This is a genomic window from Ralstonia pickettii (assembly GCF_030582395.1).
GTDB classification, from domain to species: Bacteria; Pseudomonadota; Gammaproteobacteria; order Burkholderiales; family Burkholderiaceae; genus Ralstonia; species Ralstonia pickettii_D.
The window spans coordinates 1,334,151-1,350,686 of the sequence record NZ_CP104382.1 but is presented as its reverse complement, the minus strand read 5'-3'; the positions used below and the strand labels follow the sequence as shown (position 1 = coordinate 1,350,686).

At 64.6% G+C, this 16,536-nt stretch carries 15 protein-coding genes; 7 read left to right on the top strand and 8 right to left on the bottom strand.

The features are described from left to right. On the bottom strand, window positions 1-384 hold the full coding sequence (locus N5B55_RS22805) for a hypothetical protein (RefSeq protein ID WP_304540176.1): 384 nt from the start codon (window positions 382-384) through the stop codon (window positions 1-3). Between the two features lie 58 nt (window positions 385-442). Beyond that, entirely contained in the window at window positions 443-1,069 is a 627-nt protein-coding gene (locus N5B55_RS22800; RefSeq protein WP_065858488.1) for a UdgX family uracil-DNA binding protein, read from the bottom strand. A gap of 113 nt (window positions 1,070-1,182) precedes the next feature. Here N5B55_RS22800 and N5B55_RS22795 point away from each other — a divergent pair, with 113 nt between their 5' ends. Together N5B55_RS22795 and N5B55_RS22790 are read left to right on the top strand one after the other, a co-directional pair. Beyond that, window positions 1,183-1,758: a diguanylate cyclase gene (locus tag N5B55_RS22795; RefSeq protein WP_304540174.1), complete on the top strand. Its 576-nt coding sequence runs from the start codon at window positions 1,183-1,185 to the stop codon at window positions 1,756-1,758. Between the two features lie 10 nt (window positions 1,759-1,768). Continuing rightward, entirely contained in the window at window positions 1,769-3,019 is a 1,251-nt protein-coding gene (locus N5B55_RS22790) for a phosphatidylserine decarboxylase family protein (RefSeq protein WP_304540172.1), read from the top strand. 31 nt (window positions 3,020-3,050) lie between these two features. On the opposite strand, the gene N5B55_RS22785 is transcribed toward N5B55_RS22790, so the two are convergent. From N5B55_RS22785 to N5B55_RS22775, 3 genes are all read right to left on the bottom strand, one after another. After that, window positions 3,051-7,973 (bottom strand): NAD-glutamate dehydrogenase, encoded by a 4,923-nt coding sequence (locus tag N5B55_RS22785; RefSeq protein ID WP_304540170.1) that lies wholly within the window; start codon window positions 7,971-7,973, stop codon window positions 3,051-3,053. A 159-nt stretch (window positions 7,974-8,132) separates the two neighbouring features. Continuing rightward, entirely contained in the window at window positions 8,133-8,462 is a 330-nt protein-coding gene (locus N5B55_RS22780) for a DUF2322 family protein (protein WP_065858483.1), read from the bottom strand. Window positions 8,463-8,539: 77 nt separating this feature from the next. Continuing rightward, window positions 8,540-8,935 (bottom strand): DUF1801 domain-containing protein, encoded by a 396-nt coding sequence (locus N5B55_RS22775; RefSeq protein WP_065858481.1) that lies wholly within the window; start codon window positions 8,933-8,935, stop codon window positions 8,540-8,542. A gap of 466 nt (window positions 8,936-9,401) precedes the next feature. On the opposite strand from N5B55_RS22775, the gene N5B55_RS22770 reads away from it, so the two are divergent. The 5 genes from N5B55_RS22770 to N5B55_RS22750 all read left to right on the top strand — a co-directional run bounded on the left by N5B55_RS22770 (window position 9,402) and on the right by N5B55_RS22750 (window position 13,893). Then, on the top strand, window positions 9,402-11,786 hold the full coding sequence (locus N5B55_RS22770; RefSeq protein ID WP_304540166.1) for an ATP-binding protein: 2,385 nt from the start codon (window positions 9,402-9,404) through the stop codon (window positions 11,784-11,786). Next, complete coding sequence (locus N5B55_RS22765; protein ID WP_178961379.1) at window positions 11,786-12,502, top strand: methyl-accepting chemotaxis protein; 717 nt, start codon at window positions 11,786-11,788, stop codon at window positions 12,500-12,502. The genes N5B55_RS22770 and N5B55_RS22765 overlap by 1 nt, the downstream gene beginning before the upstream one ends. Before the next feature lie 11 nt (window positions 12,503-12,513). After that, on the top strand, window positions 12,514-13,047 hold the full coding sequence (locus tag N5B55_RS22760; RefSeq protein ID WP_304540164.1) for a hypothetical protein: 534 nt from the start codon (window positions 12,514-12,516) through the stop codon (window positions 13,045-13,047). 29 nt (window positions 13,048-13,076) lie between these two features. Then, window positions 13,077-13,442 carry a response regulator gene (locus N5B55_RS22755; protein WP_004631346.1) on the top strand — a complete coding sequence of 122 codons (366 nt, stop codon included), beginning with the start codon at window positions 13,077-13,079 and terminating at the stop codon, window positions 13,440-13,442. Between the two features lie 118 nt (window positions 13,443-13,560). Beyond that, complete coding sequence (locus N5B55_RS22750) at window positions 13,561-13,893, top strand: hypothetical protein (protein ID WP_065858561.1); 333 nt, start codon at window positions 13,561-13,563, stop codon at window positions 13,891-13,893. A gap of 12 nt (window positions 13,894-13,905) precedes the next feature. On the opposite strand, the gene N5B55_RS22745 is transcribed toward N5B55_RS22750, so the two are convergent. From N5B55_RS22745 to N5B55_RS22735, 3 genes are all read right to left on the bottom strand, one after another. Beyond that, window positions 13,906-14,766 (bottom strand): class I SAM-dependent methyltransferase, encoded by an 861-nt coding sequence (locus N5B55_RS22745; RefSeq protein ID WP_103518715.1) that lies wholly within the window; start codon window positions 14,764-14,766, stop codon window positions 13,906-13,908. 36 nt (window positions 14,767-14,802) lie between these two features. Next, window positions 14,803-15,468 carry a glutathione S-transferase gene (locus tag N5B55_RS22740; RefSeq protein ID WP_304540160.1) on the bottom strand — a complete coding sequence of 222 codons (666 nt, stop codon included), beginning with the start codon at window positions 15,466-15,468 and terminating at the stop codon, window positions 14,803-14,805. 64 nt (window positions 15,469-15,532) lie between these two features. After that, window positions 15,533-16,495: a GlxA family transcriptional regulator gene (locus N5B55_RS22735; RefSeq protein WP_304540158.1), complete on the bottom strand. Its 963-nt coding sequence runs from the start codon at window positions 16,493-16,495 to the stop codon at window positions 15,533-15,535. Between the last annotated feature and the right edge of the window lie 41 nt (window positions 16,496-16,536).

Genomic DNA, 16,536 nt, shown 5'->3' with positions numbered 1-16,536 from the left:
TCAGGGGTGGGTTGCAGGAATGTTGGGCGGGCTGGCCGGCGGACGCTCGCGCCCCTGCGGGCTGCCGCCGGCCGATCTGTCCTTGACCACGTTGCCGTTGGTGTCCTGGTGCGAGGTGGAGCCTGTGCGCGGTACGTATTCGCCGGTAGGGTTGGCGTGGTCGTTGCGCGTGCGGTTGCGCGTGGCATCGCGCCCCGTGGGGCTGTCGGTCCGGCTCGTGGTACCGGTGGCGGTGCTGCTGTCTGGATGGGCTGCGGGTGCGTTGTCGCTGCTGCCGGACTGTCCGCCCGTTGCTTGGGCGAACAGGAGCCCGCTGCCGAGCGCCATGAACACGGCTGCCGCCGCGCACAACGCACGGGCCGAATAGGTGGTGCGATTCATCATCGTCCTCTTGTGAAGTGTCAATGTCGGTTCCCGTGACGCAACTCACGCGCCCGTGCCGCTAGCTGTCGGCGGCCAGCCGCCGCGCATGTCGGAGGGCAGTCACGATGGCGAGATAGGCGTGTTCCCGAGCGGCGGGGTCCGGCGCGCGAAGTGCGTAAGACGGATGCCAGGTCGCCAGCACCGTGCGGCCGTCATGTCGGACGGGTTTGTTGAAGTGGTCCTGCAGGCGCGCATGCGCATCGTCGAGCAGGGCTTTCAACGCAGTCGCACCCAGCGCCACCACCACGACAGGCGCCTCCTGCTGCAGTTCGCGCTCGAGCCAGTACATGCACGCTTGCACCTCGCGCTGGCCGGGTGTCTTGTGCAGGCGCCGCTTGCCGCGCATCTCCCATTTGAAGTGCTTGACTGCATTGGTGATGAACACGTCGTCCCGCGGGATACCGGCGTCTTCCAGTGCGCGGTCGAGCAACTTTCCGGCGGGGCCAACAAACGGTTTGCCGGCCAGGTCTTCGCCGTCGCCGGGCTGTTCGCCGACGAGCATGATGCGGGCGCGCCGCTTGCCTTCGCCGGGTACGGCTTGCGTGGCGTGGCGCCAAAGGTCGCACCGGCGGCACGCGTCGAGCGACCCGGGCTGCTGAGTCGGGTCGGTCTCGTCTGCTTGTGGGGAGGCGGGCGGCTTTTTCATCGGCGGGGTTCAGCTGTGCAAACCGCAGCAACGGCGATGCCAGGCTCCTGGAACGCCGGTTGCGTGGACAGTCGGTCTGCCAGACACGTCGCACCAATTGCCGGAGCCGGCCCATGCATGAGCCATTTGAGTCGTACCTGATGTACTTCCTGATTCCGCTATGGGTGGCGGCCGGGGTGGCGGACTGGTGGTGCCACCGTGCCACCCGCATTGAACGAACCTCCGGTGCCAAGGAGTCGTTGCTGCACCTGTTGATGCTTGCGGAGATGGGCGTGCCCGTGCTGACAGCGCTGTTCCTGCAGATCAATGCGCTGGTGCTCGTGGTGATGGCCGTCGCCTATGTCGTGCATCAGGCCACCGCCATGTGGGATGTCAGCTATGCGGTATCCCATCGCACCGTGAAACCATTCGAGCAGCACGTGCACAGCTTTCTCGAGATGATCCCGCTCATGGCGCTGTCGGTGGTTGCACTGTTGCACTGGAACGAAGTGCTTGGCCTGTTCGGTATGGGGTCCGCATCGCCCGATTTTTCCCTGCGTTGGAAAGAGCCGCCGCTGCCTTGGGACTATGTCGCGACCGTTTTGTCGATCTTCGTGGCGCTGGAGCTGTTGCCGTACGCGGAGGAGCTTGTACGTTGCCTGCGGCATCGGCGCGCTGCGCCCCTGGTTGCCGGGCAACGACGCGTTTAAGGAGGATTTTTTGGAAGCAGCATCGAATGTTCCATCGGACCGGCGCCGCCGGCTGGGCAACTGGCTGCCTGACGGCGAAGAGCAGTTGGCCGCATTCCGCACCGAACTGGTCGCGCAAGCGCTGTCACGCCCATCGAAGACGCCCCTGGTGGAGGCTGTGCGTGCGCTCGCCAACCTGATCGATAGCGAGCCCGTGTTGCGCATGCATCTTGCGCGTGCCATCGACGAAGCGAGGGACCGCGGATACGAGCTCGGCTACAGGGACAGCACGGAATTGCTGCTCGCCATCGACCATATCGTTACGTGCGCACCGCGCTTCAACGAGAAGGCGCTGGTGATCTGTCCACTGAACGCGTTGCTCGACTGGCCCATGTGCATGCCCTCCGGCTACGCGCTGTTCCGTGATCGGCGCTTCAACGATGCATTGAAGGCAGTGCTCAATGGCTGGAGTGCCTTCCTCAGCGGCCCGCATTCGCGTGCCTACCTGAACACGAACGAACCGGATGGCTGGTTCAGCGCCGAAGCGACGCGCCGCATCGGCATGGACGAGTTTCTGTGCGATCCGTCGCTGCCGTATTGGGGCTTTAGCTCGTGGAACGACTTCTTTACGCGCCGCTTGCGTGCCGGTATGCGCCCGGTCGCGGGGGAGGACGACAACAAACTGATCGTCAGCGCGTGCGAGGCCGCACCCTACAACATCAGCCACGATGCGCGCTATGAAGACGCGTTCTGGATCAAGGCACAGCCGTATTCATTGCGTGACGTCTTCGGGTCGAGCAAGGCCCACTTGGCGGAGCGGTTTGCCGGCGGCAGCGTGTATCAGGCATTCCTCAGCGCCTACAACTACCACCGCTGGCATGCGCCGGTTTCCGGCACCATCGTCGATACCTATCACGTGGAGGGCACGTACTACTCGTGCGCGGAATCGGAAGGCGCGGACCAGGAAGGGCTCAACGATTCGCAAGGCTACAGCGTTGCCGTAGCCGCACGCGCGATCATCACCATCGCGTGCGACGACCCGGCGATCGGCACCGTGGGCTGCGTCTTCGTCGGCATGGCGGAGGTGTCGTCGTGCATGATCGACGTCACGCCAGGCCAGCATGTCTGCAAGGGCGAGGAGCTGGGCTTCTTCCAGTACGGCGGGTCGACGTATTGCCTGTTCTTCGAACCCGGCGTGGTGGACGCGTTTGTCGTGCAGCCGCCGTTTTCGCACGATACGCCGCCATTGCGCGTCAACGCTGCGCTGGCGCGTGCCCGGTAGCGCCAGCGTCCGATCGCGGCCTGCATCGGGATCAGGCATCGACCTCGGCCAGTGCCTTGAGCCCGACGGAAAGCATTGCCAGGTCGGCTGACCCCGCCGCGACCTGATCGGCAATCACACGGTTGTAGCGTGCCAGCGCTTCCTGGCGTTTCGTTCGCCAAGTGTCGATCAGGGCCTCCGCGCTCGCGCCGGGGGCTGCATCTTGCAACACCGATTGCGTCAGACGGCGCCGCAGTTGCCCCAGCTCCTCGAGCAACGTGGCGCGAGCCAGCATCTGCCAATGCGTTTGCGTCGGCAGGCCGAGGATGCCGCCTTGCAGCCATCCGTAAGCGAGCGGTTGGTCGAGCGCAAAGTACACGCGTGCGGCGAGCCGCGCATCACAGCCCCCTGCGGCAGCCACTTCGGCAATGTCGAGCAACGACACGCGTGCCGGTACGCCGGTCGTTACGCGCGCGAGAGTTTCCGGCACACCGGCTTCACTCAAGCTCTGCTGTTGTTGCCCGGCGGCCAGTGCAGATTCCTCGGTTTGAAGCGCGTCGATGTCGGATGCCAGCGCATCCACCGCCCCACGGAAACGGTCGACCGCGGCCGGCACGTCCGACAGCCGGCGCCGCAGGAACCAAAGCGTAGCGCGCTCGTGCAATTGCGCCAGCGAGGTGAATAGGGCCGTCTGCGTTTCGTGTGGCACTTTCGCGTCCAGCGCGTCGACTTCCTCCCACAGCGCATCGAGCCGGTAGACAGCACGTGCCACCAGGCTGGCCCACACCACGGCAAGCGGTTCGGCGCCCGTTTCTTCGGCCATCCGATGCACGAACGTCACGCCGGCGCGGTTGACGAGCGCGTTGGCGTGCATGGTGGCCAGAATCTCGCGCCGCAGCGTATGGCGTGGGATCGACGTCGCGCAGCGCGTGTGCAGCGGCCGCGGAAAGTACGCCGGCAAGCCATCGGCCACGAACGGTTGATCGGGCAGATCGCTGCCCAGCAGCACGTCGTACAGCCACATCTTGCTGTAGGCCATGAGCACTGCGCGTTCGGGCGTGGTCAGGCCTGCGCCGCTGGGCCGCCGGGCGTCGATCTCTTCATCGGCGGGCAGGAATTCGATCGCACGGTTCAGGCGACCGCTGCGTTCGAGATGCCGCATCAACCGTGCTTCCGGGTCGAGCCACAACGCGGTGCGCGTGCGCGCAAGTGACAGCGCCTGCGTCTGGAAGTAGTTGTCGCGCAGCACCAGTTCGCCCACCTCGTCGGTCATCTCGGCCAGCAGCGTGTTGCGCTGCTTGAGCGTCATCTCGCCATCGGCCACCAACAGGCCCAGCAGGATCTTGATGTTGACTTCGTGATCGGAGCAGTCCACCCCGGCCGAGTTGTCGATGGCGTCGGTGTTGATGCGCCCGCCATGCTGCGCGTATTCGATGCGGCCAAGCTGGGTGCAGCCCAGGTTGCCGCCCTCGGCCACAACCTTGCAGCGCAGCTCGGCGCCGTTTACCCGCAGGCCGTCGTTGGCGCGGTCGCCCACCTGGGCATGCGTTTCGGTGCTGGCTTTGATGTACGTGCCGATACCGCCGTTGTAGAGCAGATCGGCGGGCGCCTTGAGGATGGCGTGCAGCAGGTCGTTCGGGGCCATCTCGGTGGCCGTCACGTCCAGCATGGCGCGCACCTCGGGCGTGAGCGGGATCGACTTCACCGTGCGCGGGAAGACGCCGCCGCCCGGGCTGATCAATGCCCGGTCGTAGTCGGCCCAACTCGAGCGCGGCAGGTCGAACAGCCGCTCGCGCTCCGCAAAGCTTGTCGCCGCGTCGGGCGACGGGTCCAGAAAGATGTGGCGATGGTCGAACGCCGCCAGCAGGCGGATATGGCGCGAGAGCAGCATGCCGTTGCCGAACACATCGCCCGACATGTCGCCCACGCCCACGACGGTGAAGTCCTGCGTCTGCGTATCGACGCCCATCTCGCTGAAGTGCCGCTTGACTGATTCCCAAGCGCCGCGCGCGGTGATGGCCATCTTCTTGTGGTCGTAGCCCACCGAGCCGCCGGAGGCGAACGCATCGCCCAGCCAGAAGCCGTATTCGGCCGAGATGGCGTTGGCGTAGTCTGAGAACGTGGCCGTGCCCTTGTCGGCCGCAACGACCAGATAGGGATCATCTTCGTCATAGCGCACGACATCGGGCGGCGGTACGACGCGGCCGTCGACGTAGTTGTCGGTCAAGTCGAGCAACCCGCGCAGGAAGGTCTGGTAGCACGCCACGCCCTCGGCCAGATAGGCATCGCGGTCGCTGGCCGGCGGCGGTTGCTTGACGACAAAGCCGCCCTTGGAGCCCACCGGCACGATGACCGTGTTCTTGACCATCTGCGCCTTGACGAGGCCCAGCACCTCGGTGCGGAAATCCTCACGCCGGTCGGACCAACGCAGCCCGCCACGCGCAACCTTGCCGCCGCGCAGGTGCACGCCTTCCACGCGCGGTGAATACACCCAGATCTCGAACATCGGCTTGGGCTCGGGCAGGCCCGGCACGCGCGCCGGATCAAACTTGAACGAGAGATAAGGTTTGGGCTGCCCCTGCCCAGCATCCGGCACGCTCTGGAAATAGTTGGTGCGCAGCGTGGCTTCGAGCACGCCCAGAAACTGGCGCAGGATGCGGTCTTCGTCCAGGTTGGGCACGTCTTCGAGCGCCTCGTCGATCTGCTTGCGCAACGTTTCGCTGGCACGCGAGCGCTCGGCCTCGGCAAGCGCAGGGTCGAATCGCACCAGGAACAGCCGCACCAGCGCACGCGCAATCGCCGGATTGCCGGTCAGCGCGCTCTCCATATACGCGTTGCTGAAGGTCGAACCGATCTGGCGGATGTAGCGCGCATACGCGCGCAGGATGCGCACCTCGCTCCAGGTCAGGCCGGCCTGCAGCACAAGGCGGTTGAGATCGTCGTTCTCCAGCTCGCCGCTCCAGATGCGCGCGAAGGCATCTTCAAAGCGTGCGCGGGCTTCGTCGAGATCGACTTCGCTGCCGTCGATGGTCTCCATGCCGAAGTCATGCATCCAGATCGGGGCGGCATCGGCGGGCTCGATGCAATAGGGGCGCTCCTCGTTGACGCGCACGCCCAGGTGCTCGAGCATCGGCAGGCTGTGTGACAGCGATGTCGGTTGCCCGGCGCGATAGATCTTGAATCGCAGCGCACCCGGCGGTGCTTCGAGCGGCCGGTAGAGCTGCATGGTCAGCACGTTGTCGGCGGCATTGGCGCCGAGCAGCGGCTCCATCAGTTCGATATCGCGCACGGCAAGGCGCGCGGCGTAGTCCTCGCGGAAACCCGCCGGAAACGCGCCGGCATAGCGGCGCAGCAGGCGGTTGCCGCGTTCTTCGCCGCCGCGTTCGAGCAGGGCGTCGGCCAGGTCGTCCTGCCAGCGCCGCGCTGCCTGCACGATGCGGTCTTCCAGCTCGGCCACGTCCACATCGGGCACATTGCCCGGCTGCGTGCGCACCGTGATATGGATGCGCGCCAGCATCGACTCGGACAACTGCGGCGTGAACTCCACGGCGGTGCCGTGATACGCCGCCTGCAGCAGGCTTTGGATCCGCACGCGCAAGTCGGTGTTGAACTTCTCGCGCGGCACGAAGACGAGGCACGACACGAAGCGGTCAAACGGATCGCGACGCACGAACAGGCGTGTGCGCTGCCGCTCCTGCAACCGCAGGATACCGAGTGCGATGTCGTGCAGCGCTTCGGCGTCCATCTGGAACAGCTCGTCGCGCGGGTATTGCTCCAGGATCGTGACGAGCGTCTTGGCAAGATGTCCGTCGGGAAGGAAGCCCGTGCGCCGGATGACGTCGGCCACCTTGCGGCGCACCAGCGGAATATCTTCGGCGGGCACCATGTAGACGTTCGACGTGTACATCCCCAGGAAGCGTCGTTGCCCGCAGACCCGGCCTTCGGCGTCGAACAGCTTGATGCCGATGTAGTCGAGATACCCGGGCCGGTGCACGGTAGCCCGCGAATTGGCCTTGGTGAGGAAGATGGGCTCGGGCGCTTCGATGAACTTGGCTGCGCCGGGAGCGAGGCGCGTGGTGTCCGGCGTGGAGGAGTCGCGCAGCGCTTCGCGCAGCACGCCCAGGCCCGTGCCGGGTATGCCACGCAGGTAATGGCCATCTTCTTGCGTGATCAGTTCGTAGTCACGGTAGCCAAGGAAGGTGAAATGGCGCTCGAGCATCCAACTGAGAAAGGCCTGCGTTTCCGCAATCTCGGCGCGTTCCACGTCGGCGGTAGAAGGCTGTGCGGCGCGCACGGCCAACGCGTCGATGGCGGCGTGGACTGCAGCCTGCATCGGCTTCCAGTCTTCCACCGCGGCACGCACGTCGCCCAGCACACGCAGCAGGTCGCTGTGCAAAGCCTGCATGCGTTCCGGCTCCGAAAACCGATCGACCTCGATGTGGATCGTGGACTCGAAGCGGGCAACGCCGTGGGTGGCTTGGTCCGCATCGGCGGGCGTGTCGGGCATGTCGCCCGCGAGCGCCGCCGGGCGCTGTACGCCGCCGCCGGCCGAGACCGCCACGCGCATACCCGCGGCGTCGCGCTGGACGCGGTAGACCGGATGGAAGGCGGAATGCAGCGCAAGCCCTTGCCGGTTGATCTCCATGGTGACGGAGTCAAACAGGAACGGCATGTCGTCGTTGACGATTTCAACGACCGTGTGACTGCAGTACCAGCCGTGCTGCTCAAGGCTTGGGTTGTAGACGCGGACGCGCGGTTGCCCCGACACGAATTTCTGGCCCAGTTGCCAGTGCGCCATCGCCGCGCCGTAGAGATCGGCCACGCTGCGCGAGATCACGTCTTCGGGGTCTGCCAGACCGTAGTAATGCCGCAGGAACGGCTCGAACAGGTCGGCAATATCGGGCGCGCGAACGCGCGCCAGGGCCACTGCGTCCGCCAGGTGCTGGCGGACTTTGTCTTCGTACTGGGCAGACATGAGGCGGCTCCCGAAGAAGGGCTGCCTCATGCTACGCCGCGTGCCCATGGCTGGCAATCAGCGTGCGCGGTGGTCGGCTTTCTGGATGCTGCTGTGTGCGGTGCAGCGAGAAAACGGGTGGTTCACTCGCTACTTGCAGCGGGTATCAGCGATGCCTCATCAGCCCTTGACGACATGGATGCGCAGTGGCGGCTCGCCCGCTGCGATAGCCAGCAGGCGGTCCACATTCGGGTGGGCACCCGGGCGGTTGCGCGCGTCGATGGTGTGCTCGGCAAACACGGCCAGGCCGTGCTCGGCGGCCTCGGCGTCGAGCTGGCCGAATGTCTGCTGCAGGTAGTGGTACACCGCCACCGAACCTTGCTTGCCCGGCTTGTTTTCGATGTCGGCGACGACGGCGCCCTGGCCGTCGACCAGATCGATACGTTCGATGCCGTCAATGGCCGGCAGTTGGGCGAGGTTGTCCTTGAATACGCTGGTCGGTTGAATCACTGCGGTTGCTCCGTTGGTTGATCAGGCGGGCCGTATGTTAACGGCTCCGGCCCGACCTGCGGGAGCTTGCGCGCCCTTCAGCGCTTGGCGCCGGCCTTGTTCACGGCGATGGCCGCCTGGATGAGCGCCTTCAGCGCTTTCTCGTTCACCTTGTCGCCCTCGCGGAAATCGATGGCGCGGCGTGTGTTGCCGTCCAGGCTGGAATTGAACAGGCCGGCAGGGTCCGGCACGGAGGCCCCCTTCGCAAACGTCATCTTGACCGTCTGCTTATAGGCCTCGCCGGTGCAGATCAGGCCATGGTGCGACCACACGGGCACGTTCCATTTCCATTCCTCCACCACGCCGGGGTCGGCCGCGCGGATGACGGCGCGCAGGTGGGCGAGCATCTCGCCGCGCCAGTCGTTCAGCTCTGCAATGCGTGCGTCGATCAGCTCGGATGCGGGTGCGGCGCTGTTCTGCGTGCTCGTCTTCATAAGCCTGCCTCCAGATGGACCCAGCAGACCATTCTGGCAGGAACACGGGCCGGCAGCCACTTGGCGCAGGTGCAGAATACCGGCCCCGCCTTCAAAGACTAAATCAGCAACACCCTTTTGTTGTATTTGAAACCACGGCCAAAACAAAGGGGGACATTAAATCGGAAATAAAGGGGCGATATGTAAACGGCAAATCAAAAAATAACTTGAGCGGTTTTTCGACAATTCCCCACCAGCGTGGGGTGCAAAGGGCGCGCTCTGCCGAATTTGCCGCAATCCCAAGCCTCATGCGAGTGTGAAGGCTTATGCCTGCGTGCATCAATGCAATGCCGCAATGCCCCGATGAGGTACATGGCAGTCATCGATTGGTCATCTTTCGACTCAATAATTGCGCCTCCGACGTTTAGGCAAGCAAATTGGATTACCCCTGCTTTCAGGGGGTATGGTGGATTCGAGAGAATTTCAAATGACCATTCGTCATCGCATTACATTGCTGGTGGTGTTGATGTTCGTCGCGCTGGCGGCCATCGGCGGATACGCGGTCTACCAGACCCGCGGCAGCGCGGCTGAGGTCCGCCAGGTGACGGAAGGCGTGGTGCCGAGCGCGCTGGCGTCGGCCGACCTGGTATCGCTCGTCAAGGATGTGCAGCTTGCGACGATGGTGTTGGTGTATGCGCCCGACGGCAACATCGTCGCGCAGGCCAAGGATGACCTGAAGGCGAAAGAAGCCGCCCTGCGTGCTGCATTGGACGTGCAGGCCAAACGCGCCAACAGCCACGCGCAGGAAGGCCTGGTTGCCCAGGCCAAGGAGAGCGTCGACAGCTACGTCGAGGCCATCCAGCAGACCACCGATATGAAGCTCGCGGGCAAGGACGAACTGGCGCAGGCCTTCCTGTTTGCCAACGTGGCGAGCTACCGCGATGTGCTTGAGAAGATTGTCGAGACGCTGCGCATCGAGAAGAACCGTGAGAAGGACGACGCCATTGCTGGCCTGAACGGCAAGCTCGCCAGCACGGCCACCACCATCGGCGTGGTGAGCGGCGTGGCCGTTGTACTGCTGACCGCCATCGGCATGCTGCTGTATCGCCAGATCACCCGGCCGCTCACGCGCATGCAGGCCGAAATGAGCGAGATCGCCACGAGCCAGGATTTCACGCGCCGCGTGCCGGTGGGCCGCATGGACGAGATCGGCCATTCCGTCGTTGCGTTCAACCAGATGATCGAAAAGATCCAGGAGAACGCCGCGCTGCTCAAGCAGAAGACCGCCGACATCCAGGCCATGCTTCAGAACATGCAGCAGGGCATCCTGACCGTGGTCGAGGGCGGCGTGGTGCACGAGGAATATTCGGTCTACCTCGAATCGATCTTCGAGACGCAGGAGATCGCCGGCCGCAGGCTGATGGAGCTGATCTTTGCCGATACCAGCCTTGGCGCCGATTCGCTGTCGCAGGTGGAAGCAGCCGTCGATGCATGCCTCGGGCAGGACATCATCAACTTCGCGTTCAATCAGCACCTGCTGGCGAGCGAGGTGGAAAAGCGCATGCCGGACGGGCGCACGAAGACGCTCGACCTGTCCTGGTCGGCCATCACCGATGAGAGCGACACAATCCTGCGCCTGATGCTGTGCGTGCGCGATGTGACCGAGCTGCGCAAGTTGGCGGCCGAAGCCAGCGAGCAGCGCCGCAACCTGGAGATGATTGGCGAGATCCTGGCGGTGAGCCAGGAGAAGTTCCAGCACTTCATCGACAGCTCCACGACCTTCGTGCACGAGAACGAACGGATCATCCGTCAGTACTCGCAGGCCGACAGCCAGGCCATTGCGGCACTGTTCCGCAACATGCACACCATCAAGGGCAACGCGCGCACGTACAACCTGCAGCACCTGACCAACGTGGTGCACGAGACCGAGCAGACCTACCATGCGCTGCGCGAGGCCGACAGCGAACACACCTGGGACCAGGACTGGCTGATGCAAGAGCTGGCACGCGTGCGCGAGGCCATCGAGAACTACGCCCGCATCAACGAGGTGAAGCTGGGCCGCAAGGGCGACGCGGCGCCGGGCAATGCCTCGCAGGCAGCGCCCGATATGATGGCGCGCATTCAGGAAAGCCTGCGTCTGCTGGAGTCAGCCAACCCGGGCAGTCTGTATGAACTCGTGGCGATGCGCGATTCCGTCTATCAACTGCTGCGCCTGCTCGGCAGCGAGACGTTGGACGCGCTGTTGTCTGGCACGCTGCAATCGCTGCCGTCGCTGGCGCAGGAGCTGGGCAAGGAACCCGTGGCCGTGCGCATCGACGACAACGGCTACCGCGTGCGCACCGAGGCTCGCGGCATCCTGCAGAACGTGTTCATGCACCTGCTGCGCAACTCGATCGACCACGGCATCGAGCCCGCAGACGAACGCATCGCGCACGGCAAGCCGGCGGCAGGCACGATCGACATCGAAGTGGGTGTGGATCAGGGCATGCTGCAGATCACGCTGTGCGACGACGGCCGCGGCCTGGCGCTCGAGCGCATTCGCAGCATTGCGGTGGAGCGCGGCTGGATCGGCGCAGACCAACAGGCCACCGATGAAGACATCGCCCAGTGCATCTTCCGCCCCGGTTTTTCCACCGCCGACAAGGTGACTGAAGTCTCGGGGCGCGGCGTCGGCATGGATGCCGTGCAGGAATTTCTCAAGCGCGAGCAGGGCCGCATCGAACTGCGCTTCACCGACGACCACAAGGGCGCAGCGTTCCGCCAGTTCCAGACGGTGGTGTGCCTGCCCGAACGTTATGCGGTCGACAGTGTGAACGCGGCGCTGGGTGCGCCAACCGACGTACGTATGGATCTGGATAAGGAAGCATCGTGATGGGGTCGATTGTTCTGGCCGTGCTGGCTGGGGGCTTGGTGGCGGGTGTGCTCGTGTGGCTGATCCGTCAGCAGAAGGTGCATGCCATGGCACGCACCTTGGCCGATGCCGAGCGCCGTATCGCAGATCTGTCGGACGATCTTGCGAAGCGAGGCGCACTGGTGGAAACGGCCGGGCGTGAAGTGGCAGCGCTGGAAACCACCGTTGCACAGATGCGCGATGCGGCTGCCGATCAACTGGAAGTCATCGAGCAACTGCGTACCGAACTGCAGTCGGCCACGGCTGCCAAGGAACAGTGGGCAAACCGCGCCCGGCAGATTGCCGAAGAAGCGGCGCGGCTGCGGGGCCTGGCACTCACGTTCGAACGCTGGCACGAGCAGATGATCTCGCTCATGGAGCAGAACCACGACATGCACGTGAAGAACCAGGAGCTGCAGTCCATCGTGCGGCATGTGGTGATCGTCTCGCTCAACGCGTCCATCGAGGCTGCGCGTGCGGGCACGGCGGGCCGCGGCTTTGCCGTGGTGGCCAGCGAAGTGCGTGCGCTGGCGGCGCGTTCTGAAGAGCTGTCGAAGAGCTATCGCAACAGCCTGCATGTGAATGATCTGACCACCACTGCCACGTTTCAGGACATCCAGGCGGGCGGCAAGATGATCACTGCGTCGCTGTCGAGCGTCGAGGCGCTGGCGAGCCAGTTTCAACATCAGCTTCACTAGGCAGGTCTGACGTGATCCGCAGCAACGCACAAGAGAGTTTCGATCGCATCTTCCGCAAGGCCGCGCGTACGCGGCTTGTGCGGCAGGCCGAAGACATGTGCCAGATCAGTAACGCAGCCGAAGGCCAAGCGGTCGGCGGCGAAGAGGCGCTGATCCTGACCATTTCGTCCATCGCCTTCCGCCTGCTGCTGGTGTTGCGCTTTGATGAATCCGAGGCCACGCGCGCTTATTTCACGGGTGAGGGCGTCGGGCGTTCCTTTGAAGAGGCGCGCCTGGAAATCGGCAACCTGTGCTGTGGCGCGCTCAACCAGGAATTGCTGCAGGTGTTTCCCGACCTTGGCATGTCCACGCCTTATGTGGTGAGCGCGCGCTGCCTGCCGTATCTGGACGTGCTCAAGCCCGGCTACACGGCCGCTTATGCGGTGACCATCAACGACACGGTGCGCGTGGACGCCACCGTGTGCGTGTGTGCCCACGCGCCGCTGGACTTCGTGGCCGATGTGAGCGACGAAGTCGAATCGGGCGGCGAGTTGGAATTGTTTTGATTGGAAAGATTAAGAACGAGGAAAGCGTCATGAGCAAGATTCTGGTTGTCGACGATTCGAGCACCGTCCGCGATGAGGTGGCCGGCTTCCTGAAGAAGCACGGCCTGGCGGTCGACACTGCCGTGGACGGCAAGGACGGCCTGGCCAAGATCAAGGCGAACCCGGGCGTCAAACTCGTCATCAGTGACGTCAACATGCCCAACATGGACGGTTTGACCATGGTCGAAAAGGTGCGCGGCGAGCTGGGCAACAAGACCGTCAACGTCATCATGCTGACCACCGAAAGCAGCCCCGCCATGAAAGACCGCGGCAAGGCCGCCGGCGTGAAGGGCTGGATCGTCAAGCCGTTCAAGGGCGACGCCGTGCTCGAGACGTTCAAGAAGCTGGCAAGCTGAAACGCAGGGGAGCATATCCGGGTGCGCAATGCTCAACCCGGTGCGAGTGGTCATGGCGCCCGGGCGATTTTGGAGCCAAACTTGCTTGCCTGAAGCTGGTTTGGCCGAGGGAGCCATCATGCAAGAGCTCGCCTTTCGCACCCTGCTGTACCGCTACTTCTTCTTCGGCTGGCTGTTCAAGGATGCCAGCCGCGGCAACCTGTTCGAACGGTCGGCCGCATGGCGTTTCAACCAGGCGCACGCGCACTGGCTGTTGGCGTACATGCGGCGCTGGCTGTGGTGCGGGTTGCTGTGCTACGCCCTCGGCGGCGTGCTCGAGCTTGGGCTCAAGACACCGTGTCTATCGGTATTGTTCTATGTGCCGAGCGCGTTGAGTGTGCCCGTCAACGTCGTCATCGCGGTGTTGTGGATCGGCCTGAAGGCGCTGCCCGGGCCGTTGCGCGACCGGTAGGCACTTGCGCGTCTAGACCGTCGCCAGCAACAGTTCTTCTGCGTTGCGCGGCGGGCGCAGGCCGTCGGTTCGGCCCAAGAAGTAGCGCTCCGTCAACATATCTGCCGAAATGTGCTGGGCATCGCGAAAGCCGTTTTCGCGGGCCAGCGCGAGCATCTCGGGCGGCGTGAAGAAGCTGATGAACGGTGTGCCGCTTGCGCGCGCGCCTTTTTCCGCCATCTCAAGGCCGGGTCGGACGTCGGGGTCAGCCATCTCCAGTGGCAGCAGGAACGTCATCGCCAGCATCGAGCCCGGCGCAAGCGATGCCACCTGCCGCAGCGTGGCCGCATTGGCTTCCTTCGACAGATACATGCTCACACCCGTCGACACCACGATGGCCGGTCTGCTTGCATCAAAACCGGCCGCGACCAGCGCATCCTGCCAGGATTCGCGTGCCTCGAAATCCACCGGCACGAAGCGCAGCCAATCCGGAACGCCCAAGCCCACATCCGCCAAACGTTGGCGCTTCCAGGCTTGTGGGCCAGGCTGATCGACTTCAAATACCGTCATGCGCGAGGCCACATCCGGCCGGCGTTGGGCAAAGCTGTCGAGCCCCGCCCCAAGAATCACATACTGGCTCAGACCGCGGCCGGCGTGTTCGATGACGAGGTCTTCGATAAAACGCGCACGCGCCACGATGGACGCGCGAAACGGCCGCGTGAATTGCGGGTTCATGTCGCCGCGTTGCTGCCAGCCCGGTTCCGGGGCGAGCAGCTTCAGCCCGACCTCGTCTTCCAGCACATGCGGCGGCGCATCGCTGTGCACATGCAAGGCGCGCCACAACGCGACGCGCGCCGCGGTGCTGTCGGGGGATGCTGTCTGTAGGTCGTTCATTGCACACGCGCCTCCATCGGTGGACCGTCGGTCCGATCAATCGGGATGCCGATACTCGGGAAATACGGCAACGGCCTGCACGGGCTGCTTTGTCATGCAGACCTCGAACAGGCGGCTGCCGAGCCACTCGGCCAGCCAGGCTTGCACCGCCGGCGAGGGCTGAGCGGCAAACCAGTCCGGCTCCACCGCCGCAAATTGCCGCACGAACGGGAAGATCGCCAGATCGGTTGCGCACGGCGTTGCGCCGCCAAGATAGCGTTGCGCCTGCAAGCGTGATTCCAGCGGTATCAGCAGCGTTTCTACTGCCCGGGCTCGAGCCGTCTCTCGCGCCGTGGCCTCCTGCGGATAGCGATCGGGGTATTTGTAGCGATCGAGCTGACGTTTGAACTCGCCGTCATTGGTGCGCAGCAGCGCGAGGTTGTCATCGGATTGCCCGCGGCTCCACCAACCTTCCGGGTCGCGTGCTTCGAAGGCCCACTGCATGATGTCCAAGCTCTCTTCCAGCACGCTGCCGTCGGTCAAACGTAAGACCGGAACGGTGCCTTTCGGGGACAGCGCCAGCAGTTCGGCAGGCTTGTCGCGCATGACGATCTCGAAGGTCTGGAAGCGTCGATTGGCTTGCAGCATTGCCAGCCGCGCACGCATGGCGTATGGGCAGCGGCGATAGCTGTAGAGCAAGGGCAGGGCTGAATTGTCGGCCATCGGTACGAATGCGGGACTACGGATTTCAGGGGCGTCAGGGTAACGGATTCATGGGTGCGGCGTGCTAGGCCGCCAGACGTGTATGTCCGGACCGCCCCGAGCGCCGCACCGATTGCGGCGGCTGCCCGAATACGCGGATGAACGCGCGCCGCATGCGTTCCGGATCGGCAAAGCCGACGGCGCGCGCAATGTGTGCCAGCGATTCGTCACCCGCTTCCACGCGCGGTCGCGCGATTTCGGCACGGAGTTTTTCGATGGCCTTGGCTGGCGTCTGGCCGGTCTCCGCCACAAAGGCGCGGTCGAACTGGCGGCGGCTCAGGTGAGCAACTTCGGCCAGGCGGTCGACGTCCAGCGCCTCGTGCAGGTGCTCGCGCGCATAGCCCAGCGCCCGCGCAATGCGGCTCGATGCCGGGTCCAGCTCCAGCAAGGTCGAGAATTGCGATTGCCCGCCGGGCCGCCGGTGATAGACCACCAGCTCGCGGGCCACGGCGCGCGACACGTCGACGCCCAGGTCTTCCTCGATGAGCGCCAGCGCCAGGTCGATGCCCGACGAGATGCCGGCCGACGTCCACACCGGGCCGTCGTGGATGAAGATGTGGTCGCTCTGCACCTGCACGCGCGGATAGCGCCGCTGCAGCAGCGCCGCCATGCGCCAGTGCGTGGTGGCGCGGCGGCCATCGAGCAGGCCCGCCGCCGCCAGCGCAAAGGCGCCGGAGCACACGCTCGTCATGCGCCGCGAATGCGCTGCCGCTTCCCGCACGAAGGCGATCAGCCGCGGCGAGAACGCATCTTCGCGCGGGCCATTGCCGCCCGAGATGACCAACGTATCGAAGGCCGGATCGTCCAGGCCCTGCGTCTGCATGACGAGGCCGGGCGCGCTTTGCACCTGCGCGCCGCCTTCGGACAGCACGTCGATCCGATACGCCGGCTGTGGCGCGAGCCGGTTCGCCACGTCAAAGGCTGTCAGCGGGCCGGTGAAATCGAGCAGGCTGCAGCCCGGAAACACCAGAAAGCCGATTCTGCGCATGATGTCTTGAAATGAGGGATTAACGTCATTTAGGCCTGATG